Here is a 23,372-nt window from a genome sequence, read left to right on the forward strand (position 1 = left end):
ATCTTTTTTCCTAGGTTTATAGATAATTAAATTTCAATGGGTGATTTATGTCAAACCTGGAAGGGGTTCTGGTTTAATATTTATCTCTATCTCTTTATTATCTCTCAAAACATTTAGTAGAAATACTTTACCTATCTGAGCTTTTTCTACTTCATCTAGCAGAGCTTTAGGTTCATCTATAGAAATATTTTCGGCTGCTATTACTAAGTCGCCCCTTCTTAACCCAGCTTTTTCAGCAGGGCTATTAGGTATCACTGATTGAATTAATGCTCCATTTCTTTCTGGTAATTGAACTAATGAATTAGGGTCTTTATTATGTTCTTTAGCAATTTTAGGATTCAAAGAAATCAATTGGACTCCCAAATAGGGATGAATAACTTCTCCATTTTTAAGAAGCTGATCAGTAACATTTTTAGCTAAATTAATTGGAATTGCAAAACCCAAACCTGCACCAGGGCCGCTTCTTACTAAAGTGTTGATTCCTATTACCTCGCCGTTTGAATTGATAAGTGGGCCTCCAGAATTACCTGGGTTAATTGCCGCATCAGTCTGAATTAAATCAAGTCTTTTGTCTGAAAATCCTAGACTATTAATATCTCTATGGAGGCTACTAACTATACCTAGTGTAACTGTTTTCTCCAGACCATATGGAGTTCCAAGAGCTATTGCCCAGTCTCCAACTTCAAGATCCTCAGAATTCCCAAGTGGTGCAGAACTAGAATAAGTTGATTCTTTAATTTTTACTAAAGCTAAGTCAGTGACTGAATCCGTTCCCAAAACTTGCCCATCGCAAATTGTTCCATCTGCCAAGGTTACTGAAACTTCATCCACTCTTTCTACAACATGAGCATTTGTGAGAACTAAACCATTATCATTGATAATGACTCCAGAACCTTGGCCTCTTTCTCTATCTGGGAAGATACCAGGTTCCCCAAGCAAATCCCTTAATAAAGGATCAAGTAAAGTTGGATCAAACTGTTGCCTTTCAACCAATCGCTCAGTATCAATTTTCACAACAGCAGGGCTAACATTTTTAACTGCAGAGGATACAAAATTATGGTTTTCAAAAGAATTCAACGCTAAAACTTCAGTTTCTTGAAAGAAGTTAACTAAACAAAAACAAAGAATAATGGATATTTTGATTAAATCATTTAATTTAATCTTGAGCAATTTCATTTATAGTAAGTAGATTATAATTTTTTTAGTAAATCTAATTCAAGAAATAAATTATCGTTGTTTTTTTGTTTACATCCATAAAATACAAATTTTGAATTTTTTATAGAAAAACTAATTTATAATATGTGAAAATTATTTAAATTAGACTTTTGAATTTGAATAAAGAAAAAATACGACAACTTGAAAATTTATTAAAGAAAGTAGCAAAAGAATGGGGTTTACAATTAATTAGTTTAAATCTAAAAACTAATCTTAATCCAATTGTTATTGAAATTATAATAAAAAAAACTAATGGAGACGAGATTTCTTTAGATGATTGTGTTGTATTTAATAGCCCAGTATCTAAAGAAATAGAAAACTCAAATCTTTTAAATTGTTCATATGTCTTAGAAATTAGTAGTCAAGGGGTCAGTGATGAATTAACCTCAGAAAGAGACTTCAAAACTTTTAAGGGTTTTCCAGTTAATGTTGAGTTAAACCAAAAGAATTCAAAAATAAAATTTCTGAATGGTTTACTTTATGAAAAGTCTAAAGATTTTTTAGCCATTAACATAAAGGGTAAAATTAAAAGAATCCCTTTTACTGAAGTATTAAGGATTAGTCTTTGTACATTAAAAGATTAATTATTTTTCAATCATTATCCAAATTTCCCATCATAGATGGCATTAGTTATTCTCCCAGGTTTAAACAATCTTATTGAAGATATTAGTGAGGAAAAAAAGTTACCTCCTAATGTCGTGGAAGCAGCCTTGCGCGAAGCCTTATTAAAAGGGTACGAAAAATATAGAAGAACTTTTTACATAGGTGTTAATGAAGATCCATTTGATGAAGAATACTTTAGTAATTTTGATGTTGGATTAGACTTAGATGAAGAGGGTTATAGAATCTTATCGAGCAAAATAATTGTTGAGGAAGTCGAGAGCGAAGATCATCAAATATCTCTTGGAGAAGTTAAACAAGTTGCTGATGATGCTCAAGTAGGTGACACAGTTGTTTTAGATGTCACTCCAGAAAAAGAGGATTTTGGGCGGATGGCGGCATCAACAACCAAGCAGGTATTAGCACAAAAATTAAGAGATCAACAACGAAAAATGATCCAAGAAGAATTTGCAGATTTAGAGGATCCTGTTTTAACTGCAAGAGTTATAAGATTTGAGCGTCAATCAGTGATTATGGGAGTTAGTTCAGGTATTGGGAGACCAGAAGTAGAAGCTGAACTTCCTAAGAGAGATCAATTACCAAATGATAACTATCGAGCAAACGCAACGTTCAAAGTATTTTTGAAAGAAGTTAGTGAAATAGCTAGAAAAGGACCACAACTTTTTGTTAGTCGAGCAAATGCTGGTTTAGTTGTCTATTTATTCGAAAATGAAGTACCGGAGATTCAAGAGGGTACAGTTAAAATAGTTGCTGTTTCCAGAGAAGCAAATCCGCCATCAAGAGCTGTTGGTCCTAGAACAAAAGTAGCAGTTGATAGTGTCGAGCAAGAAGTTGACCCCGTAGGCGCTTGTATCGGAGCTAGAGGAGCAAGAATTCAACAAGTAGTTAATGAATTAAGAGGAGAAAAAATTGATGTTATAAAATGGTCTTCTAATCCAATTCAGTATATTTTAAATTCTTTAAGTCCTGCAAAAGTTGATCTAGTAAGACTAGTTGATCCAGAAGGACAGCATGCGCACGTATTAGTTCCTCCTGATCAATTAAGTCTCGCAATTGGTAGAGAAGGTCAAAATGTAAGACTTGCCGCAAGGTTAACTGGTTGGAAGATTGATGTTAAGAATTCACATGAATATGATCAAGAAGCAGAAGATGCTGCAGTCTCTGAATTAATCACTCAACGGGAAGATGAAGAAAATCTTCAGCGAGAAGCTGAATTAAGATTAGAAGCAGAACAAGCTGAACGTGCCGCAGAAGATGCAAGATTAAGGGAGCTTTATCCTCTTCCTGAAGATGATGAAGAATATGGAGAAGAACAATACGAAGGAGAAACTTTCTCAGATAATGATCAATTGGAGGAAATTCAAGAAAGTGAAATGTCCTCAAAAGAGGAGAGAAAAGGATGATACATCATGCCCCTGTGATGCGTATATGCATTTCGTGTAGAAAAACATACGATAGGAAAAATCTTATTAAGATTACAAAAGATCACAGGCAAGGCATAACTTTTCAAAAGGGAATGGGAAGATCAGCATACATTTGTAAGTCAATAAAATGTTACTCAGATTCCAAGATCAAAAAAAAGCTTCAAAAAGCTTTAAAAACATTTTTAGAACCTGAATTTATTGATATTTTTGAAAAAGAAATTGCAAGCTACAATCACTAACCCAATAAGGGAATATAATGAATTTATATCCTCTTCAATTAAATAAAGAATAAAAATCAGATTAAATGACTATCAGCGATAAAATCAGAATTTACGAACTTTCTAGAGACTTAAATCTGGAAAATAAAGATATATTGGATGCCGCTCAAAAACTTTCAATTTCAGTAAAAAGCCATAGCAGTTCAATAAGTGCAGAGGATGCAAAAAAAATCAAAAATCTTTTTAATAGGAAGAATTCAGATAAAAAAATACTCTCTATCAATAAACCTTCAATTAAAAAAGATAATTACAAACAAAACACAGAAGATAAATCTCCAGCAACCTCCTCTGCAACAGGAAATCCTCTAAATGATAATTCTAATAAAAAGCCATTATTGATAAAGCCTCTAAATAAGCCTGAAAGTCTAAAAACAACCTCAAATCAAACTAAAGATCTTAATAAAGCCTCTTTTATTAACAGCAAACAGTCTCAAGGAAATCTTACTAATCAAAATATAAAGGCTAAACCTTTACAAAATTTCAACCAAAATAAAAAAACTTCTCGAGGTGATACAACCCAACCTATAAAAAGTGCAGTAAAACCTCCTATTCAATTAATTGCAAAGCCTAAAAATAATAAGAATAATGCTCAAACTAATGAATCTTCAAACAACATCTACAACTCAGGGGGGAAAAAACAACTATCAAACAAACCTACTCAAGATGCAAACAAACCTAAATCAAAAAATTTCAGTAGTAAAATAACTCCCCCTGAGCTTGTAGGAGCTCCAATACGAAGAGACGATCTTAAGAGAAATCCTAATAAGCAAAATTCAAATAATAAGCAAAACATTACTTTCAAAAAAAATGCGCCCAACAGACCTGGTATGCCTAATAGACCGGGCATGTCTAATAGACCAGGTGCATCCAATAGACCTGGTGCATCTAATAGACCTGGGATGACCAACAGACCTGGGATGACCAACAGACCTGGTGCATCCAATAGACCTGGGATGCCTAATAGACCGGGCATGCCTAATAGACCGGGTATGCCTAATAGACCAGGTGAGAATTTCAAACAAGGAGGTTCGTTTAAACAAGGTGATTTTAATAGGCAAAGTTCTAAATTCAATGGACAAAAGTCATCTGGGATAAGGAAGCCAGTATCACCTAATGAACTATTGCAACTTCAAAAAACAAATAAATCTGAAAAAGAAAAACTAGGGATACAGAAAAACGAAAAACAAAATATCGAATCACCTAAGCAAAAGGTGAAATCTCCTAATAGCCGTCCTGATTCTCCAAGCACCAAAAAGTCTCCTCATAGATCATTTTCAAATACTTCCAAAAAAACAGGCAAAACAGATTGGGATGACAGTGCCAAACTAGAAGCATTAAGAAATAAAAATCCCCAGAAACAAAGACAAAAAGTTCACATCATAGGTGAGAATGATGATTCATTAACATCTGAAACCAGTGGATACTCAGGCGAGAAAATTTCAATATTATCAGCTAGTTTGGCCCGCCCAAAGAAAGAAAAGTCTGATGAAACTAAATCTCAAAAATCTATAAAACAATTTAAAAAGAAGAAGAAAGAAACCACACGGCAAAGGCAGAAAAGAAGAGCTATGGAATTAAAGGCTGCCAAAGAGGCGAAACAAGTAAGACCAGAGATGATAATAGTTCCCGAAGATAATTTAACAGTTCAAGAATTAGCTGATAAATTAAGTCTTGAAAGTTCAGAGATAATCAAATCTCTATTTTTCAAAGGAATAACAGCAACTGTAACTCAATCACTTGATTTAACAACTATCGAAACTGTAGCTGAAGAATTTGGAGTACCTGTTTTGCAAGATGATATTCAAGAAGCTGCAGAAAAAACAGTCGATATGATTGAATCTGATGATATTGATAGTTTAATAAAAAGACCACCTGTAATTACAGTCATGGGTCACGTAGATCATGGAAAAACAAGTCTTTTAGATTCCATCAGAGAATCCAGAGTTGCTTCTGGTGAAGCAGGAGGAATAACTCAACACATAGGAGCCTATCAAGTTGAATTTGAGCACGAATCTGTAAAGAAAAAATTAACTTTTCTTGATACACCTGGTCATGAAGCCTTTACGGCCATGAGAGCAAGGGGAACAAAAGTCACTGATGTAGCTGTTCTTGTAGTAGCAGCAGATGATGGTTGCAGGCCCCAAACACTTGAAGCTATTAGTCATGCAAGAGCTGCAAAGGTTCCAATTGTTGTTGCTATAAATAAAATTGATAAAGAAGGAGCATCACCAGATAAGGTCAAACAAGAACTATCAGATAAAGAATTAATTGCAGAAGATTGGGGAGGCGATACTGTCATGGTGCCAGTAAGTGCAATCAAAAAACAAAATATTGATAAATTACTCGAAATGATTTTATTGGTCTCAGAAGTTGAAGATTTACAGGCTAACCCGAACAGAACCGCTAAAGGTACCGTTATTGAAGCACACCTTGATAAAGCCAAAGGTCCTGTAGCTACTTTATTAGTTCAAAATGGCACCTTAAAATCTGGGGATGTTTTGGCTGCAGGTTCGGTACTTGGAAAAATTAGAGCAATGGTTGATGAACATGGTAATAGAATTAAAGAGGCAGGTCCATCTTTCCCGGTGGAGGCACTAGGATTTAGTGAAGTACCAACAGCGGGTGATGAATTTGAAGTTTACTCAGATGAAAAAACTGCTAGAGCAGTTGTTGGAGACAGAGCTTCAGATGCTAGAGCTACAAAATTAGCTCAGCAAATGGCTTCTAGAAGAGTTAGCTTGTCATCATTATCAACTCAAGCAAATGATGGGGAATTAAAAGAGTTAAACTTAATCCTTAAGGCTGACGTTCAAGGTAGTGTTGAAGCGATATTGGGATCACTAGAACAATTACCTAAAAATGAAGTTCAAGTAAGAGTTCTACTCTCCGCTCCAGGAGAAATAACTGAGACAGATATAGATCTTGCAGCCGCATCAGGTTCAGTAATTATTGGTTTTAATACTTCATTGGCATCTGGAGCTAAGAGGGCAGCAGATGCTAATGATGTTGATATCAGAGAATATGAAGTAATTTATAAACTCCTAGAAGATATTCAGTTGGCTATGGAAGGTCTACTTGAACCAGATCTTGTAGAAGAATCATTAGGCAAAGCAGAAGTTCGAGCAACTTTTGCAGTTGGCAAAGGAGCTATAGCAGGGTGTTATATACAATCTGGCAAGCTTCAACGAAATTGCTCTTTGAGAGTTGTTAGGGCAGATAAAGTTATTTTTGAAGGCGATTTAGACTCTCTTAAAAGATCTAAAGATGACGTAAAAGAAGTAAATACAGGATTTGAATGTGGTGTTGGCTGCGATAAATTCTCTTCATGGATTGAAGGAGATATAATCGAAGCCTTCAAATTTGTTACTAAAAAGAGAACATTAACTCAATAATTAATATCTAACTAATCAATCTTTTTTCCTATCAAAAATAATAAAGAAGGAAATAAAATACAAGCACCCAATTGAATAAGAAGGTTATTCTGCTGAAGCGCACTTCCACTGGACATTTTGAAAAACATTATTAGTAGCCCCAAAAATGCGGAGCCACTAAAAGCTATCCATAATATTCTCCTTAATCCATTGAAAGGAGCCTGAGATTCCTTTAATAATTTCTTTTTTAACTCAGGATCTATTTTTGACATAAATTCTTTAAATTATAAAATTAAGTCTATATGAAATTATCAGAATTATTGTATTGCCGGTATAGCTCAGCGGCAGAGCAACTGTCTCGTAAACAGTAGGTCATTGGTTCAATTCCAATTATCGGCATTTCAAAAGCAAATTTACAAAAAGAATGAATAATAAAATTTTAAAATTCAAGAAATTATTCAAATTATTTATTTTTATTCCTCTCATATTTTATTTTGGCAAAAGAAGTTACATTGCTTTTGATGAGGGATTTTATGCACTTCAAGCTAGATGGATACTGGATAAAGGGAACTGGACAATTCCACTTTGGTTGGATCAGTATGTTTTAGATAGAACAATAGGATTACAGTTTTTAATTGCACAGTCACAAGTCATCTTTGGGCGTAATATGTTTTCGGCATATCTACCTACAACAGCGACAGCAATATTGATGCTCTTTATAACTTACAAATTACATGAAGAATTTTTCAGTAAAAAATATGCAATTATATCTCCACTCATACTCTCTACTACATATCTATGGTTTGATTACTCACACTTAGCAACTCAAGATATCATTTTTTCATGCTTAGTAAGTATTGGATTATATTCTCTAGTCAAAATAAACAATGACGACGACAAATTCTATATTCTGTTTTTTGGTATTTGGATTGGTTTATCCTTTATGATGAAAACTTTTCTAGTATTTGTCCCTTTACTAGCACTATCACCATACTTATATAAAAAAAAGAATCTTTTTTTCAGTAAATACTTTTGGCTTGGACTACTAATCGGATTTATTCCATACTCATTTTGGGCAGTCTCTATTAACCCTTATTTAGAAAAAAATATTATTTTTTACTTATTTGAAAAGTTTACCGTCCTTTCTAACAAAAATAATTTTACAAATCCTTTCTATTATTATTTTTGGAATATTCCCGTAACATTTCTACCTTGGAGTATTTTTGGAATTATTGGCACAATACGAAATTTTTCTAGCAATAAAGAAAATAAATACATTCTTACCTTTTTCCCCTGCTTATTGATTTTAATTCTAAGTATTTTTTCTACGAAAACTCCCTATTATCCTTTACAAATCACATCTATTTTTGCACTAAATACTTATGCAGGCATAAGGTATCTTTTTAATTCTGAGAGATTTTATAGAATCTCTATATTTATTACTTCTAAAATAATTCCATTATTTATTGTTACTCTAACTTTCACTTATTATTTTTTTTTCAAAGAAATAAGTAACTTTAACTTCAAGGAAAATACATTGATAATTCTTGGTTTATTGTTTTTCGGATTATCTTGGTCATTAATACAATACAAAAAATCATTTAAAGAAATATTAATAACTCTCATAATTGGTCCCTACTTACTAGCTTCATTTCTTTTGCAATCAGGATTATTCACCGATAGATCAAGAGAGATAAGAGAACAAATGGAATATATTTCATCTTTTGACATAGTAAAAAACCAACCTATAAAAGTTGATAAAGCAGGAATTAATAATTCTCTATCTTCATCAAAAATTATTAGAATTTCATTATTAACTCCAAAACTTGGAGAGTTTTTAGAGGGCGTTGATCAGCTAAAGAAATCAGAATTAGCATGGACAACTAAAGTTCAAGCAATAAAAAACGATAATAATTCTTATGAAGTTTTATATGAAAATGATATTTTAAAACCCTGGATATTAATATTAAAAAAATGAACTAACACCAGATATAATAAAGTGTCTTTATGAGATTGTAAAAGGATGAAATCAGTTAATACTTGGAACTTAACGCATAATAAACTTCATCAATTATTCAAAAATAATAGCGAATTGATTTCTATAAAAGTCCGTGGCAATGCATGGGAGCCAATTACCAGATGGTTAAAATTTGATTCAAGAATTTTTAGAGAAACTACTAGCCAGGCAAGAATAACTTTAAGCGATATTGAATCTCTTGCAGAAATTTATAACTATAGATCCATAAGATGGAAAGCAAAAAAATTAACTCCTTTGAAAACTAGACTTTTTCCGCAATCATTAAAAAATATTTTTCGCAAGTTACCAATCATAAAACAACTAGCCTACGAACTAGAAATTGTTTTTTATAAATTTAGTGAAAATTTTTCTGATCATCTAATATCAATAGTAATTCCTGCAAGAAATGAAGCTGGTAATAAAAAACTCTTAATAAACGCATTAAATAAATTTAAAAGAATACCAAATAAATTAGAAATTATATTTGTAGAAGGGAATAGCAACGATAATACATATTTGATGCTAAAAGAATTAAAAGAAAATTACGCAGATTTTTTTAAAATAACTCTTTTAAAACAAACTTCCAAAGGGAAGAAAAATGCTGTTGTAGAGGGATTTAATATTTCTTCTGGTGAAACCCTTGCCATAATTGATAGTGATTTCACTGTAGATATTAACGATAGTGTTGCAGCAATAATGGAATCAACAAAAAATGAAAATATTTTAATTAATTGTGCCCGAACAACTTTCCCAATGGAAAAGGATGCAATGAGATGGGCTAACTATATAGGAAATAGACTCTTTGCAATATTTTTATCAATACTCATTAATAAGCCAATATCAGATTCACTTTGTGGAACAAAAGTTTTTTCAAGAAAATTCTTTAAACTTATGAAAAAAAATGGGAGTTGGGACTCCAAATCTGACCCATTTGGAGATTTCACAATAATTTTTGAAGCAGCAAAAAATAATATTAAGATACTTAATTATCCTGTGAGATATTATGCAAGAAAATCTGGAGCACCAAATATATCCAGGTGGATTGATGGACTAAAACTCCTTAAAGTATGCTGGATTTATATGATTTCTGATCTTTGAATTTAAATAAATTTTCATTAGCATTTTAAAAAATTTTTAATTTCGCCAAATTGGTAATAATATAGTTAGATTCTTAATGAAGATAAACTGATAATAATTTCATGACATGAAATTTAATTTAGAGTTCAAAAAATTAAATCAAAATAATTTCCGTAAAAAAAATTATGGGAAAATTCTTACTGTAAGACTTCCATGTAACCCAATATTTCCTATAGGGCCTATTTATTTAGCCGATCATATTCATAAATGTTTTCCAGCCATTGAGCAACAATTTATTGATCTAGCCATTGTTCCATCTAATAAGGTTTCCAAATATTTAGTTAGAAAAATTGATCAGTTTAGACCTCATCTAATAATCTTTTCTTGGAGAGATATACAAATTTATGCACCTGTTGATGGTAGAAGCGGAAATCCCTTGCAAAACTCTTTTGAGGTTTTCTATTCTAAAAATATCTTTAAAAAAATTAGAGGTTCATGGGGCGGATTGAAATTAATCGCATCTCATTATGGAGAAATATATCGAAATACTTCTCTAGTCAAGAAGGGATTAAAAAGAGCTCAAAAATACAACAAAGATGTAAAAGTAATTTTGGGAGGTGGAGCTGTTAGCGTTTTTTACGAACAATTAGGAGATTTACTTCCAAAAGGAACTGTTATTTCTGTTGGAGAAGGAGAAAATCTCATAGAAAAAATTATTAGAAATGATTCTATAGAGGAAGAGAGATGTTATCTTGCTGGCCAGAAACCTAGGAACAAACTAATTCATGAACAACCATCTGGCACTTTGAAAACTGCATGTAACTATAAGTTTATTAAATCCATCTGGCCAGAATTTAATTGGTACATAGAGGGTGGAGAATACTATGTAGGGGTGCAAACAAAAAGAGGTTGTCCTCATAATTGTTGTTTCTGTGTTTACACAGTTGTAGAGGGTAAAAAAGTTCGTGTTAATCCTGTCAATGAAATAATCAAAGAAATGAAGCAATTATATGATCTTGGAGTTAGGGGATTTTGGTTCACAGATGCGCAGTTTATTCCAGCCAAAAAACATATAGAAGATGCAAAAGCATTATTACAAGCCATTAAAGACCAAGGTTGGGATGACATTCATTGGGCTGCATATATCAGAGCGGATAATATTGATGCTGATCTTGCTCAGCTTATGGTGGATACAGGTATGAGTTATTTTGAAATAGGAATTACTTCAGGATCTCAAGAACTTGTCAGAAAAATGAGGTTAGCATATGACCTTGAAACGGTATTAAATAATTGTAGAATGCTGGTCAAATCAGGATTCAAGAATCATGTTTCAGTTAATTATTCCTTTAATGTTTTTGATGAAACGCCAAGCACGATAAGACAAACTATTGCTTATCACAGAGAATTAGAAAATATTTTTGGTAAAGGTTTAGTAGATCCAGCTATATTTTTTATAGGATTGCAACCCCACACTCTCCTTGAAAAGTATGCCCTAGATCATAAAATTTTAAAGCCTAATTATAATCCAATGAGCATGATGCCTTGGACAGCAAGAAAACTTTTATGGAATCCAGGAGCTCTAGGGGAAAAACTTGGTCAAGTTTGCCTAGAAGCTTTTGATAATAAAGAAGATGAATTTGGTAAAACAGTTATTAACATTCTCGAAAGAGAGTATGGAAAGTCTTCATTAAAAGAATCTTTAAAAGTACGTCCCTTATCTGAAAGAAAATTAGCTCATTCAAAATAATAATTTAACATTTTAATCCTCTTTTTCAATGGAACTAGAAATTCCTTTCGATTTTAATGATTCTGAATAAAACTCTGCTGGTTCTAAATCACAAACAATTACCAATCCGATGCCTGTATTATGAGCTTCTAGCATTATTGCAATAGCATCTTGCTCACTTAATTGAGGAACAACTTCTCTTAGAGAAATAGTGACATACTCCATAGAATTGACCGGATCATTATGGAGTAAAACCTTATATTTTGGAGATTTATTTTTTAATTCAGTAGGTTTCTTTTCAAGCACTACTGAATTAGTACTTAAATTTTGCTCTAAATTTATAGATAACATTTAATTAATAAATATTCCTCATAACAATTATATATTAATTATTCTTTCCATTGCATCAATGACATTTGCTCTAGAGTTAAATGCTGATAAACGAAAATAACCCTCCCCTGATAATCCAAAACCGCTCCCAGGTGTGCCTACAACACCAACTTTTTGAAGAAGGAAATCAAAAAAGTCCCAAGATGTCATCTTGTTAGGGACTTTGATCCAGATATATGGAGCATTTTCTCCACCATAAACTTTATATCCTGCAATCTGTAACTTGTTTTTCATAATTTTTGCATTTTCCATATAAAAATTTATTAAACCTCTAACTTCTTTCTTTCCTTCTTGCGAATAAACAGCTTCTGCCCCTTTTTGAACTATATAGCTAACTCCATTAAATTTTGTAGATTGTCGTCTATTCCAGAGAGGCCATAAGTCTATTTCCTCATTTTTTGAACTAAATCCTAAAAGTTTTTTAGGTACAACTGTATAAGCACATCTTACCCCTGTGAATCCTGCATTCTTTGAGAAAGATCTAAATTCTATAGCACAATCCTTAGCACCTTCAATTTCATATATAGAATGAGGAATATGATTGTCTTGAATAAATGCTTCATAAGCTGCATCAAAAAGTATTAAAGATTTGTTTTGAAGAGCATAGTCAACCCACTTTTTTAAGTCTTCTTTAGTTAAAGTTGCACCGGTAGGATTATTCGGGAAACAAAGATATACGATATCAACTTTATTTTTTGGTATTTCTGGCAGAAAGTCGTTTTCCTCATTAATTGCGAGATATGTCAATCCTTGATAAGTACCATTTTCATTAGCATTGCCAGTTCTTCCTGTCATAACGTTACTGTCTACATAAACAGGGTAGACAGGATCTGTTACAGCAATTGAATTATCTTTTCCAAGAATATCTAAAATATTACTACTATCACATTTTGAACCATCTGAAATAAAGATTTCTTCAGGTAAAATTTCACAACCTCTTGAGATAAAATCATGCTCAGATATTTTTTCTCTAAGCCAAGAGTAACCTTGTTCTGGTCCGTAACCCATAAAGCCTTCAGATGTACCCATTTCATTTAAAGCTTTACCCATAGCATCTATGCAGGCCTTAGGTAACGGTTCTGTAACGTCTCCTATTCCAAGTTTAATTATGTTTGAAGTCTGATTTGACTGGGAGTATTTTTTTACCCTTTTAGCAATTTCAGGAAATAAATAGCCAGCTTTGAGTTTTAAATAGTTTTCGTTTACTTGAACCACTTGAGAAAAAAATATTTAATCAATATTAGAATAATTGATCAACGTGCTTAAGTGGTGATTAAATGTTAATATTATTCTAGTTATGGTTAAATCAAAAGATAATCATAGCTATGAATTCAATTTCCAATTGTTTGAAAGTCGTCTAAAGCCTACATATAGAAGAATCTAATTTCTATTAACTTTAATTTAAAAAGTAAATAATCTTAGCTTTGAATAATTGCTTACATACATGTTAAAAATTAAGTCTTTTTACATTAGATGACTTTCAAAATACAAACCTTTCAGTACAAAATATATGTCTCAGCAAATTATCATCGCTGAGCAGGCTCGAATAGCAGCACTACTCACAGATGATCGAGTTGATGAATTAATCGTCGCACAAGGCCAATATCAAATTGGCGATATTTTTTTAGGAACAGTTGAAAATGTTCTCCCTGGAATTGATGCCGCCTTTATAAATATTGGTGAAAGTGAGAAAAATGGATTTATCCATGTATCAGATCTTGGTCCATTAAGACTAAAAAAAGGAACATTCGGAATAACTGAATTATTAGAACCAAAACAAAAAGTTCTTGTACAGGTAATAAAGGAACCCACAGGATCTAAAGGGCCTAGACTTACCGGAAGTATTTCAATACCTGGGAAATACTCGATACTGCAACCATATGGACAAGGTGTGAATATTTCCAGAAAAATAAATACAGAAACAGAAAGAAGCCGTTTAAAAGCTCTTGGGGTTTTAATAAAACCTCCCAGCACAGGTTTGTTGTTTAGAACAGAGGCGGAAAAGATAAAAGAAGAACTACTTATTGAAGATTTAGAAAATTTAATACAACAATGGGAAAATATTATAAAAGCTTCTGAGACTTCAAATCCTCCAAATTTAATAAAACGAGATGATGATTTCTCACTTAAGATTTTAAGAGACTATATTCAATCTTCAACTAAAAAGATAATTATCGATAGTAATTTTTCGGTTGAAAGGGCAAAAGATTTTTTAATTAATTATGACTCAAATGTAGATATTAAATATCACGATAATAATTTAAATCAACATATTTTAGAAACGTATGAAATTAAAAAAGCAATACAAAAAGCTCTTCAACCTAGAGTAGATCTTCCTTCCGGAGGTTATATAATAATTGAACCAACTGAAGCCCTAACAGTAATTGATGTAAACTCTGGGTCATTTACAAGATCAGCCAACTCAAGACAAACTGTTTTGTGGACGAATTGCGAAGCAGCTGTAGAAATCTCAAGACAATTGAAATTAAGAAATATTGGTGGAGTTGTTGTTGTAGATTTTATAGATATGGAATCCAGAAGAGATCAATTCCAATTACTCGAGCATTTTACTTCTGCAATAAAAGATGATACTGCTAGGCCTCAGATAGCTCAGCTTACTGAATTAGGTTTAGTTGAGTTAACCAGAAAAAGACAAGGTCAAAATATATATGAATTATTTGGAAAGAAATGTTCTTCTTGCGATGGTACAGGCCATGTTGAAGATAAATTGAATTTTGAAACTTCTAATCTAAAAGTTAAAAATATAGAAGAGACTCCTGATAAATCAAACAACTTAAAACCTTTAAATATTGATACTTCCCAATCAACTGAAAAACCAGAAGAAATATCTGAAAATGAATTTCTTCATAACAAGAACCTTAATAATGAAGATTCTCTTATCAAAAAAGAAAATAATCATTTGAATACACAGAATTCAAAAGAAAAAAATATTATTACTGTTGATCTCACGAATGATGAAAAAATTGTTTTCAGTCAATTAGGTATTAACCCACTAATAAAGTTGGGTAAAGAATATCTCACTAGTAATAATTTTGTGCGCTTGAAGGATAATAATGAAAACGAAAAAACTTTAGATAATAAAAAAACAAAAGGGAAAAAAACAAAAAAATCATCAAAATCTATAGAATCCACAGAGATTGAAATTGAAGCAAATGCAAATTCCAAAGATTATTTACAAAAAGAAATTAATGAGAATGATAAAGTTGCATCTTTAGATAAAAATGATGAAATTGAACTCATTGAAGATATTAAAAATGCAAGAAAAAAAAGGAGAAGATCATCAGCAAGTATTGAATAAAAGATACGAAGTTGGAATAGACGAAGTTGGAAAAGGAGCAGTTTTTGGTCCAGTTTTCTCAGCAGTTGTAGTATTGACCGAAAAAAATAAATTTGCTTTAAAACAATTTGGTGTAAAGGATAGTAAAAAATTAACCCCCAAAAAAAGAAAATTACTTTTACCGAAAATTTTATTGCTTGCCTCAGATTATGGAATTGGGCAATCCTCAACAAGAGAAATTGATCAGCTTGGAATCAGATTTGCGACTGAACTTTCAATGATAAGAGCTCTGAAAAAATTAAAAGAGAAGCCATCGGAAGTAATAATTGATGGCCCTCTATCATTAAGACCATGGAATGGGATTCAAAAAAATATTGTTTCAGGAGACTCAAAATTTATTGCTATAGCATCCGCGAGCATAGTTGCAAAAGTATTTCGAGATAATTTAATAGAAAGATTAGAAAAAAAATACTCAGGTTATTTATTATTCAAAAATAAAGGTTATGGGACCAGAGAACATCTTTCAATTATCAAAGAAAATGGAATAACTAATCTTCATAGGAAAAGTTTTTTACAAAAGTCAAATCTTCTTTGATTCACACCAATCTAAAAAATCGTTAACTAATTGCTGTTGAACTCTTGATTTTATACCCAACAAAATCCCATTTAACACAGAATGACCAGTAGATTCTAAGATTTTCTTTGGTACTAACTTCAATAGAGGAGGTTGACTTACAGAAACCCCTAAAAGCGCTTCTCCCTCTAATCCAATATCAGTTGCTTCTAAATTCGCTTTTAGAATAAGATTAAAATCATCTATAATCCCCAATCCATCCAACTTACTTTCAAGAGCACTCATTTTTAAAATTCCATTTTTATTCTCTACCGCAATTGAAACAACAGGGTTAATATCTAATTGAAAAACTTTAAAACTTGTTACTGTATATTTGTACCTTCCTTCACCTTCAGGTACCAATTTTTTGGAGTCAAGCATTGCTCCAACAACTCTTTCTTCTTCCAAAAGATACTTAGAAAGATATTCTTTATTTCTTGTTACAGAAAGCTTTAGTTTTTGTTTTGCATCAAAAGACAGAAGCATTTTCTATATCCCTCCAATGCTTATTTGATTCCTTTTTTTTCTTACAATTAATCATGAGCAAACAAGTTGCATATTTAGGTCCTAAGGGTACATACGCAGAAAAAGCAGCTCATATATTATCAAAGCTTGCCAATTTTCAGACACCTATATTTGTACCATGTAACGGGCTACATTCGGTCATTAAGTCAATAGCCTACAACAATTGTGATGCTGCTGTTGTTCCTATTGAAAATTCTGTAGAAGGCGGAGTTACAGCCACCCTAGATGCTCTTTGGAAATTTCCAGATATATTTATCAATAAAGCAATTGTTTTACCTATAAAACATGCATTAATTAGTAATGGTGAACTTTCAATCATTTCTGAAGTATTATCTCATCCTCAAGCATTAGCTCAATGTTCAGAATGGTTGTCTGAAAATCTTCCAAATGCGATCTCTCTTCCAACAAATTCAACCTCAGAAGCTGTCAAAATGGTCAAAGGAAGTAAGTTCAGAGCAGCTATCGGTTCAAAATCATTAATTCAAATTGAAGGACTGAAAGAATTAGCTTTTCCTATCAATGATATCCCTGGTAATTGCACTAGATTTGTCTTATTGAGCAAAGAATCAAACTCTAATTCGGGAAATATTGCAAGTTTTGCTTTCTCATTAATCTCAAATAAACCTGGGGCTTTACTTAAAGCTTTAGATTATATTGCGGATTTTGGATTTAATATGAGTAAAATAGAATCCAGGCCTTCTAAAAGAGAGTTAGGCGAATATGTAATTTATATTGATTTAGAAATAAATAAACTTAATAATATTGAAAATTTTATCGAACTAAAAAATCGTTTAAAACCACTTTGTAATAACTTTGTAGATTTTGGAAATTATTTTTCTGAAAATGTGGAATTACATTAATTATCCCCTACATTTGTAAACTCCAAACTCCATTAAACCTTTTCTGAATGCCCAATTCATGAGAAGAATTGTTGGGATTTCTCTAATTGATTTTATTAAAGCTAATGGACCAAGGGACAAAATTGTAAAAGGTCTTCGAATGCCTTCAATTATAGAGTCGTACCATGAAGGATTAGTATAAGTATTCCAATTTTCACAAACAACTTTTCCTGCGCTATTTTTATTAGTTCTAAGTATGTCACCGAATTCATTAATACTAATAAAATTAGGATGTACCCACTGCTCAAGCAACTGCTTAAGAACCAACTTCTCAAAAAAGGATGGGGGGTATGCCCTTAAATCTCTTGAGTTCCAATCAGCTAATGCCAAATACCCCCCAGGTCTCAAAGTTCTGAGCATTTCATCTGCAAATTTAGATTTATCGATCATGTGTGCACCTGCCTCTACACTCCAAATTGCATCAAATGATCCATCTTCAAATTTCAAATCTAAAGCATCCATAACTTGAAAATTGCAATTGAGTCCCAATGGGGTAAGGTCTCTTGCTCTTTTTACTTGAGCAGGACTAATTGTGATTCCAGTAACATTAAACCCATAATTTTTTGCGAGAATTCGAGAACTTCCTCCTATTCCGCAACCTACATCCAGAATTCTGGAGCCTTTTGGCAATGTATCTAAGCCACTCCACTTTACTAACTCGTGAACAAACTGAACTTTAGCATTTCTAAAATCAATATTTCTTTTATTTAAGGGATAAAAACCCAAATGTATATGCTCTCCCCACAATCTCTCAAGTAATTTATCCTCGGTCCAAGCATCATATGCAGATGCAACTGTAGTAGAAGAAATAAATTTTCTAGCTTTAATTCTCCAGATGATAGTTAAAGTAAAAAGGGATAAAGCCAGTAAAAAAAAAGGTAATAGCAATTGAAACATTTAATTTTCTTTTGTATCAGGAAAACTTTCTTTCAAAGCTGTTCTTGCAGCAAGTTGTTTTCTTGTATGATCAAGCATTTCATATTCTCTTTGCAAACGAGTATAAGTATTTCTTTCCTCTAGAAGTCTTTGCTGTTCTTCTGCAACAGGACCCCCCAAATGGGCTCCTATCCAAAAAGATAATTCCATAGGATTATTAGGTAATTTATCGGGTAGTTTCTTTTTGGTATTAGTTAATTTACTAGTGAGGTTAATAACATCACTAAGTGCTTCAGTCACCGAATCTTTTAGAGAATCTAAATTATGAAGATTATCAACATTATCATCACTAATCCAACTAACCATAGCGGAACAAAAAGGGGTTGAACGAGTGATTTCTAAAATTTGAAATCTTTGTTGTCCCAGGGTGATAATATTACTTCTTCCATCATCTGCAGTTTGATGTTTAATTATTTGAGCGCAACATCCAATATTTGCCATACTTTTAGTGTTTGGATCCCACTTGACGATTCCAAACATAGAGTCTGATTCTAGGACAGATTGAAGCATAATTCTGTATCTAGATTCAAAAATATGTAAAGGCAATACCTCTTGAGGGAAAAGGACTACCTCTGGCAAAGGAAATATAGGTAATTCCCTTACAGAGAGTTCTCCCATTTAAATAACATTTATTTTTATTTTAATCAATTTAAGTAGTTTTTGGGTATTTCAGAGTTTCACTTCTATATCTACACCACTAGGAAGATCCAACTTCATCAAAGCGTCAATAGTTTTTGCTGAAGGACTATAGATATCGATTATTCTTCGATGAGTTCTTGTTTCAAAATGCTCTCTTGAATCTTTGTCAACATGAGGTGATCTTAAGACACAGTAAATTTTTCTTTTTGTTGGTAGAGGTATTGGACCTATTGCTGAAGCAGAAGTAGTATCAGCAGTTTGAATTATTTTATCGCAAGATAAATCGAGCATTCTTCTATCAAATGCTTTTAGTCTTATCCTTATCTTTTGTTGTGCAATAGATGCAGTCATAATTTCAGATTGATTATTAGTGAGGGTCATTGATTAAAAATGACCCTAATCCACTAATCTATATTAAGTGATTGAGGTTAAATTCTTAAAATTCAAATTTATTATTTGAGAATTTTAGAAACAACTCCAGCACCAATAGTACGTCCACCTTCACGAATAGCGAATCGCATACCTTGTTCAATAGCTACTGGACAAATTAATTCTCCAGTCATCTTAATTCTGTCTCCTGGCATAACCATTTCAACATTAGAGCCATCATCAGAGGTAAATGCAGTTATTTGACCGGTCACATCAGTTGTTCTGATGTAGAACTGAGGTCTATATCCTGCGAAGAAAGGAGTATGTCTTCCGCCCTCTTCTTTTTTGAGAACATAAACTTCTCCTTCAAACTGAGTATGAGGCGTTATAGATCCTTTCTTCACAAGAACCATTCCTCTCTCAATATCTTCTTTCTGGACACCACGTAAAAGTAAACCAACATTATCGCCAGCCATACCTTCATCAAGAAGTTTTCGGAACATTTCTACTCCTGTAACAGTCGTTACTCTTGTGTCTCTTATTCCAACTATTTCAACTTCTTCTCCAACCTTAACTTTACCTCTCTCAATTCTTCCAGTAGCAACAGTTCCTCTACCAGTAATTGAGAAAACGTCTTCAACTGCCATCAAGAATGGTTTATCAACTTCTCTTTCTGGTTCGGGTATGCTAGCATCAACTGCTTTCATTAATTCTTCAATCTTTGATTCCCAAGTAGAATCACCCTCCAGAGCTTTTAAACCTGAAACTTGAACTATAGGAATATCATCTCCAGGGAAGTCATAACTATCTAGCAGTTCTCTAATTTCCATTTCGACAAGTTCAATAATTTCCTCATCATCGACCATATCGCACTTATTGAGAGCAACTACAAGAGCAGGAACTCCAACCTGTTTAGCTAAAAGAATATGCTCTTTTGTTTGAGCCATAGGACCGTCTGTCGCTGCGCAAACTAGAATAGCTCCATCCATCTGGGCGGCCCCTGTGATCATATTTTTCACATAATCAGCATGTCCTGGGCAATCGACATGAGCATAATGTCTGCCTTCAGTTTCATATTCGACATGCGCCGTATTAATGGTAATGCCACGCTCCCTTTCTTCAGGAGCACCATCAATGTCTCCATAGTCTTGAGCTTGAGCTTGACCTTTTTTAGCTAATACATTTGTAATAGCAGCAGTTAGTGTTGTTTTTCCATGGTCAACATGGCCAATAGTACCTATGTTGACATGTGGTTTGTTCCTTTCGAACTTCTCGCGAGCCATTTTGAATTAAAGAATCGAGGGTTTAAGAGTGTTTTAGTTTAGAGATCAGGAGTTGCCCTGATTCTTGGAAATGATAGCTTCAGCAACATTACGAGGAACTTCCTCATAATTTGCGAACTCCATTGAAAATATACCCCGACCTTGAGTCATTGATCGGAGTTGAGTGGCATAACCGAACATTTCGGCTAAGGGCACTTTGGCCTGTACCTTAGACAATCCATCATCAACAGATTGTCCTTCTACTTGACCTCTTCTAGAAGAGAGATCACCAATTACAGATCCAAGAAAGTCTTCAGGACTTTCGACCTCAACTTTCATCATAGGCTCTAAAAGGACAGGATTGCATTTTTTAACCCCGTCTTTAAAAGCCATCGAACCTGCAATTTTGAAGGCCATTTCAGATGAGTCTACATCGTGGAACGAACCATCGACTAGTGTTACTTTTACATCAATGAGTGGATAACCGGCAAGAACGCCCGATTCACAGGTTTCTTTCATTCCGTTGGATGCAGGACCAATGTACTCTTTCGGTACAGCTCCTCCAACAATTTTGTTAACAAATTCGAAACCTTTACCAACTTCAGCAGGTTCCATTTCAATGATTACATGACCATATTGACCTTTTCCTCCAGTCTGTCTTGCATATTTACCTTCACCTTTAGAACTAGACCTAATAGTTTCTCTATATGAAACCTGTGGAGCTCCTATATTTGCTTCAACTTTAAATTCCCTTAACATTCTGTCAACAAGGATTTCCAAGTGTAATTCACCCATACCTGCAATAACTGTTTGGTTTGTCTCAGAATCTGTACTTACTCTAAAAGTTGGATCCTCTTCAGACAAAGCAGTTAAAGCTTTTGATAATTTTTCCATATCGCCTTTAGTTTTTGGCTCAACAGCCACCGAGATCACTGGTTCAGGGATAAACAATGTCTCCAAAACTATTGGATCTTCTGTGTTACATAGAGTGTCACCAGTTGTTGTATTCTTAAGACCTAATACAGCTCCTAAATCCCCAGCCCTCAATTCATCAACCTCCTCTCTTTCGTCAGCCTTAAGAATCACTAATCTAGAAATTCTCTCTTTAGCATCCTTAGTAGAATTCATAACATAGCTTCCCTTTGAAAGAACTCCTGAATACATTCTTACAAAAGTTAGTTTGCCATAGGGATCTGACATCACTTTGAATGCTAGAGCACTAAAAGGAGCATTATCGTCTGAAGGTCTAATATCTTCTTTACCACTTGGCAAAACACCTTGTATTGGTTTTACATCAACTGGAGCAGGCAAATAATCAACTACAGCGTCTAATACAAGTTGAACACCTTTATTCTTAAATGCTGAACCGCATAGTACTGGAACCAATCCATGTTTTAAAACCCCTTCTCTAATACCTTTTTTCAGTTGTTCTTCAGATAATTCTCCGGTTTCAAGAAATATTTCTATTAACTCTTCATCATTTTCTGCAACACTTTCCATTAACTTATTTCTCCACTCAGCAGCTTCCTCCTCCATGTCAGATGGAATTTGTGCTTCTTCAATATCAGTACCTAAATCGTTTTTGTAAAGATATGCTTTGTTGGCTACTAAATCAATAATGCCTGTGAGATCACCTTCAGCACCGATTGGTAACTGGATCGGAAGTGCATTTGCCTTTAGGCGATCTTTAATTTGCTTATTAACCTTTAAAAAATCTGCACCAGTTCTGTCCATTTTATTGACAAAAACCATTCTTGGAACTGAGTATCTATCTGCTTGACGCCAAACCGTTTCGGATTGAGGCTGAACTCCGCCAACTGCGCAAAATACAGCTATGACTCCATCCAAGACACGCATTGATCTTTCAACTTCGATAGTAAAGTCAACGTGTCCAGGAGTATCAATAATATTAATCCTATGATCTTGCCAACTAGTAGATATTGCAGCAGCAGTAATAGTTATTCCTCTTTCTCTTTCTTGAGCCATCCAATCTGTTACAGCAGCACCATCATGAACCTCTCCTATTTTATGAACTACACCTGAATAAAACAAAATCCTTTCAGTTGTTGTTGTCTTACCTGCATCAATATGAGCGGCTATACCTATATTCCTTACTCGTTCTAGGGGAAAGTCGCGTGCCAATTTTAAAGCTCCAAATAAAATAATTTTTGATAAGTATAGTTCACCTTAAAAGCAAACTTTAATAATAATAAACTACTTAAGTACCTTTTGATGAAATTAATATCTGTAATGTGCAAAAGCTTTATTAGCTTCTGCCATTTTATGAGTATCTTCTCTTTTTTTTACGGCACTGCCTGTTTCATTTGCTGCATCCATCAACTCGCCAGCAAGTTTTTGGGACATGCTTTTTCCATTTCTTGCACGTGAAAATGTAACAAGCCATCTTAATGCCATAGCTGTACCCCTCTCTTGACGAACTTCCATAGGAACTTGATATGTTGCACCACCAACTCTTCTTGCTCGAACTTCGACAAGAGGAGTAGCATTTTTTACAGCTTTTTCAAATAATTCCACTGCATTCCCACCTGTTCTTTCGCTTATCAAAGAAAACGCATCAGACAATATTCTTTGAGCTGTAGATTTTTTACCATGTTTCATCAATCTAGAAATCATCATTGAAGCAAGACGACTATTAAATTGAGGATCAGGAAGAACTGGTCTTTTTACTGCTGCATTACGACGTGACATGTT

At 33.3% G+C, this 23,372-nt stretch carries 21 protein-coding genes and 1 tRNA gene; 11 read left to right on the forward strand and 11 right to left on the reverse strand.

The window, feature by feature from the left end; all coding sequences use genetic code 11:
* Positions 1-45: 45 nt before the first annotated feature.
* Positions 46-1,176: a trypsin-like peptidase domain-containing protein gene (locus tag EU91_RS01260; protein ID WP_032525025.1), complete on the reverse strand. Its 1,131-nt coding sequence runs from the start codon at positions 1,174-1,176 to the stop codon at positions 46-48.
* 155 nt (positions 1,177-1,331) lie between these two features.
* On the opposite strand from EU91_RS01260, the gene rimP reads away from it, so the two are divergent.
* From rimP to infB, 4 genes are all read left to right on the forward strand, one after another.
* A complete protein-coding gene (gene rimP / locus EU91_RS01255) occupies positions 1,332-1,799 on the forward strand; it encodes a ribosome maturation factor RimP (protein WP_032525026.1) in 468 nt (155 codons plus the stop codon).
* Between the two features lie 36 nt (positions 1,800-1,835).
* Complete coding sequence (gene nusA, locus EU91_RS01250) at positions 1,836-3,239, forward strand: transcription termination factor NusA (protein WP_032525027.1); 1,404 nt, start codon at positions 1,836-1,838, stop codon at positions 3,237-3,239.
* Positions 3,236-3,499: a YlxR family protein gene (locus EU91_RS0108870; protein WP_082303042.1), complete on the forward strand. Its 264-nt coding sequence runs from the start codon at positions 3,236-3,238 to the stop codon at positions 3,497-3,499. Before nusA ends, EU91_RS0108870 begins: the two co-directional genes overlap by 4 nt.
* A 65-nt stretch (positions 3,500-3,564) precedes the next feature.
* A complete protein-coding gene (gene infB, locus EU91_RS01245; RefSeq protein ID WP_032525028.1) occupies positions 3,565-6,930 on the forward strand; it encodes a translation initiation factor IF-2 in 3,366 nt (1,121 codons plus the stop codon).
* A gap of 11 nt (positions 6,931-6,941) precedes the next feature.
* Here the strand turns inward: infB and EU91_RS01240 are convergent, their stop codons facing one another.
* Positions 6,942-7,181 (reverse strand): DUF3493 domain-containing protein, encoded by a 240-nt coding sequence (locus EU91_RS01240; protein WP_032525029.1) that lies wholly within the window; start codon positions 7,179-7,181, stop codon positions 6,942-6,944.
* A 55-nt stretch (positions 7,182-7,236) separates the two neighbouring features.
* Here EU91_RS01240 and EU91_RS01235 point away from each other — a divergent pair.
* The 4 genes from EU91_RS01235 to EU91_RS01220 all read left to right on the forward strand — a co-directional run bounded on the left by EU91_RS01235 (position 7,237) and on the right by EU91_RS01220 (position 11,750).
* Positions 7,237-7,308 (forward strand) — tRNA-Thr (locus EU91_RS01235).
* Between the two features lie 25 nt (positions 7,309-7,333).
* Positions 7,334-8,887: an ArnT family glycosyltransferase gene (locus tag EU91_RS01230; protein ID WP_032525030.1), complete on the forward strand. Its 1,554-nt coding sequence runs from the start codon at positions 7,334-7,336 to the stop codon at positions 8,885-8,887.
* 45 nt (positions 8,888-8,932) lie between these two features.
* Positions 8,933-10,024: a glycosyltransferase family 2 protein gene (locus EU91_RS01225; protein ID WP_032525031.1), complete on the forward strand. Its 1,092-nt coding sequence runs from the start codon at positions 8,933-8,935 to the stop codon at positions 10,022-10,024.
* Positions 10,025-10,130: 106 nt separating this feature from the next.
* Positions 10,131-11,750 (forward strand): photosystem II high light acclimation radical SAM protein, encoded by a 1,620-nt coding sequence (locus EU91_RS01220; RefSeq protein WP_032525032.1) that lies wholly within the window; start codon positions 10,131-10,133, stop codon positions 11,748-11,750.
* Between the two features lie 12 nt (positions 11,751-11,762).
* Here the strand turns inward: EU91_RS01220 and clpS are convergent, their stop codons facing one another.
* Both clpS and EU91_RS01210 read right to left on the reverse strand, forming a co-directional pair.
* On the reverse strand, positions 11,763-12,080 hold the full coding sequence (gene clpS / locus EU91_RS01215) for an ATP-dependent Clp protease adapter ClpS (protein ID WP_032525033.1): 318 nt from the start codon (positions 12,078-12,080) through the stop codon (positions 11,763-11,765).
* Positions 12,081-12,107: 27 nt separating this feature from the next.
* Positions 12,108-13,334, reverse strand: a complete 1,227-nt coding sequence (locus EU91_RS01210; RefSeq protein WP_032525034.1) for an LL-diaminopimelate aminotransferase — start codon at positions 13,332-13,334, stop codon at positions 12,108-12,110.
* 295 nt (positions 13,335-13,629) lie between these two features.
* Here EU91_RS01210 and EU91_RS01205 point away from each other — a divergent pair, with 295 nt between their 5' ends.
* On the forward strand, positions 13,630-15,438 hold the full coding sequence (locus EU91_RS01205; protein WP_032525035.1) for an Rne/Rng family ribonuclease: 1,809 nt from the start codon (positions 13,630-13,632) through the stop codon (positions 15,436-15,438).
* On the forward strand, positions 15,395-16,012 hold the full coding sequence (locus EU91_RS01200; protein ID WP_032525036.1) for a ribonuclease HII: 618 nt from the start codon (positions 15,395-15,397) through the stop codon (positions 16,010-16,012). Before EU91_RS01205 ends, EU91_RS01200 begins: the two co-directional genes overlap by 44 nt.
* Here the strand turns inward: EU91_RS01200 and EU91_RS01195 are convergent.
* On the reverse strand, positions 15,998-16,516 hold the full coding sequence (locus EU91_RS01195) for a DUF1997 domain-containing protein (protein ID WP_032525037.1): 519 nt from the start codon (positions 16,514-16,516) through the stop codon (positions 15,998-16,000). The genes EU91_RS01200 and EU91_RS01195 overlap by 15 nt on opposite strands.
* A 53-nt stretch (positions 16,517-16,569) precedes the next feature.
* Between EU91_RS01195 and pheA the strand changes: the two genes are divergently transcribed.
* Entirely contained in the window at positions 16,570-17,415 is an 846-nt protein-coding gene (gene pheA / locus EU91_RS01190; RefSeq protein ID WP_032525038.1) for a prephenate dehydratase, read from the forward strand.
* On the opposite strand, the gene EU91_RS01185 is transcribed toward pheA, so the two are convergent.
* From EU91_RS01185 to rpsG, 6 genes are all read right to left on the reverse strand, one after another.
* Positions 17,416-18,351 carry a methyltransferase domain-containing protein gene (locus tag EU91_RS01185; RefSeq protein WP_032525039.1) on the reverse strand — a complete coding sequence of 312 codons (936 nt, stop codon included), beginning with the start codon at positions 18,349-18,351 and terminating at the stop codon, positions 17,416-17,418.
* The gene (locus EU91_RS01180) at positions 18,352-19,008 is read right to left on the reverse strand and encodes an LON peptidase substrate-binding domain-containing protein (RefSeq protein WP_032525040.1); all 657 of its coding nucleotides are present in this window, start codon (positions 19,006-19,008) and stop codon (positions 18,352-18,354) included.
* A gap of 51 nt (positions 19,009-19,059) precedes the next feature.
* Complete coding sequence (gene rpsJ / locus EU91_RS01175; protein WP_002807536.1) at positions 19,060-19,380, reverse strand: 30S ribosomal protein S10; 321 nt, start codon at positions 19,378-19,380, stop codon at positions 19,060-19,062.
* Positions 19,381-19,481: 101 nt separating this feature from the next.
* Positions 19,482-20,681 carry an elongation factor Tu gene (tuf, locus tag EU91_RS01170; protein ID WP_025923574.1) on the reverse strand — a complete coding sequence of 400 codons (1,200 nt, stop codon included), beginning with the start codon at positions 20,679-20,681 and terminating at the stop codon, positions 19,482-19,484.
* 45 nt (positions 20,682-20,726) lie between these two features.
* Positions 20,727-22,802 carry an elongation factor G gene (fusA, locus tag EU91_RS01165; RefSeq protein ID WP_032525041.1) on the reverse strand — a complete coding sequence of 692 codons (2,076 nt, stop codon included), beginning with the start codon at positions 22,800-22,802 and terminating at the stop codon, positions 20,727-20,729.
* A 96-nt stretch (positions 22,803-22,898) separates the two neighbouring features.
* The gene (rpsG, locus tag EU91_RS01160; protein ID WP_032525042.1) at positions 22,899-23,369 is read right to left on the reverse strand and encodes a 30S ribosomal protein S7; all 471 of its coding nucleotides are present in this window, start codon (positions 23,367-23,369) and stop codon (positions 22,899-22,901) included.
* Between the last annotated feature and the right edge of the window lie 3 nt (positions 23,370-23,372).

Source organism: Prochlorococcus marinus str. GP2, assembly GCF_000759885.1.
Lineage (GTDB): Bacteria > Cyanobacteriota > Cyanobacteriia > PCC-6307 > Cyanobiaceae > Prochlorococcus_A > Prochlorococcus_A marinus_J.

What these genes read in the sequence shown, in the direction of transcription:
- infB (WP_032525028.1), top strand. Translation starts at nt 3,565, where the DNA reads ATGACTATCAGCGATAAAATCAGAATTTACGAACTTTCTAGAGACTTA.
- EU91_RS01185 (WP_032525039.1), bottom strand. Translation starts at nt 18,351, where the DNA reads ATGTTTCAATTGCTATTACCTTTTTTTTTACTGGCTTTATCCCTTTTT.
- rpsG (WP_032525042.1), bottom strand. Translation starts at nt 23,369, where the DNA reads ATGTCACGTCGTAATGCAGCAGTAAAAAGACCAGTTCTTCCTGATCCT.
- EU91_RS01260 (WP_032525025.1), bottom strand. Translation starts at nt 1,176, where the DNA reads ATGAAATTGCTCAAGATTAAATTAAATGATTTAATCAAAATATCCATT.
- EU91_RS01195 (WP_032525037.1), bottom strand. Translation starts at nt 16,516, where the DNA reads ATGCTTCTGTCTTTTGATGCAAAACAAAAACTAAAGCTTTCTGTAACA.
- EU91_RS01220 (WP_032525032.1), top strand. Translation starts at nt 10,131, where the DNA reads ATGAAATTTAATTTAGAGTTCAAAAAATTAAATCAAAATAATTTCCGT.
- EU91_RS01180 (WP_032525040.1), bottom strand. Translation starts at nt 19,008, where the DNA reads ATGGGAGAACTCTCTGTAAGGGAATTACCTATATTTCCTTTGCCAGAG.
- nusA (WP_032525027.1), top strand. Translation starts at nt 1,836, where the DNA reads ATGGCATTAGTTATTCTCCCAGGTTTAAACAATCTTATTGAAGATATT.
- EU91_RS01205 (WP_032525035.1), top strand. Translation starts at nt 13,630, where the DNA reads ATGTCTCAGCAAATTATCATCGCTGAGCAGGCTCGAATAGCAGCACTA.
- EU91_RS01225 (WP_032525031.1), top strand. Translation starts at nt 8,933, where the DNA reads ATGAAATCAGTTAATACTTGGAACTTAACGCATAATAAACTTCATCAA.
- EU91_RS01200 (WP_032525036.1), top strand. Translation starts at nt 15,395, where the DNA reads ATGCAAGAAAAAAAAGGAGAAGATCATCAGCAAGTATTGAATAAAAGA.
- EU91_RS01240 (WP_032525029.1), bottom strand. Translation starts at nt 7,181, where the DNA reads ATGTCAAAAATAGATCCTGAGTTAAAAAAGAAATTATTAAAGGAATCT.
- clpS (WP_032525033.1), bottom strand. Translation starts at nt 12,080, where the DNA reads ATGTTATCTATAAATTTAGAGCAAAATTTAAGTACTAATTCAGTAGTG.
- EU91_RS01230 (WP_032525030.1), top strand. Translation starts at nt 7,334, where the DNA reads ATGAATAATAAAATTTTAAAATTCAAGAAATTATTCAAATTATTTATT.
- EU91_RS0108870 (WP_082303042.1), top strand. Translation starts at nt 3,236, where the DNA reads ATGATACATCATGCCCCTGTGATGCGTATATGCATTTCGTGTAGAAAA.
- rpsJ (WP_002807536.1), bottom strand. Translation starts at nt 19,380, where the DNA reads ATGACTGCATCTATTGCACAACAAAAGATAAGGATAAGACTAAAAGCA.
- tuf (WP_025923574.1), bottom strand. Translation starts at nt 20,681, where the DNA reads ATGGCTCGCGAGAAGTTCGAAAGGAACAAACCACATGTCAACATAGGT.
- pheA (WP_032525038.1), top strand. Translation starts at nt 16,570, where the DNA reads ATGAGCAAACAAGTTGCATATTTAGGTCCTAAGGGTACATACGCAGAA.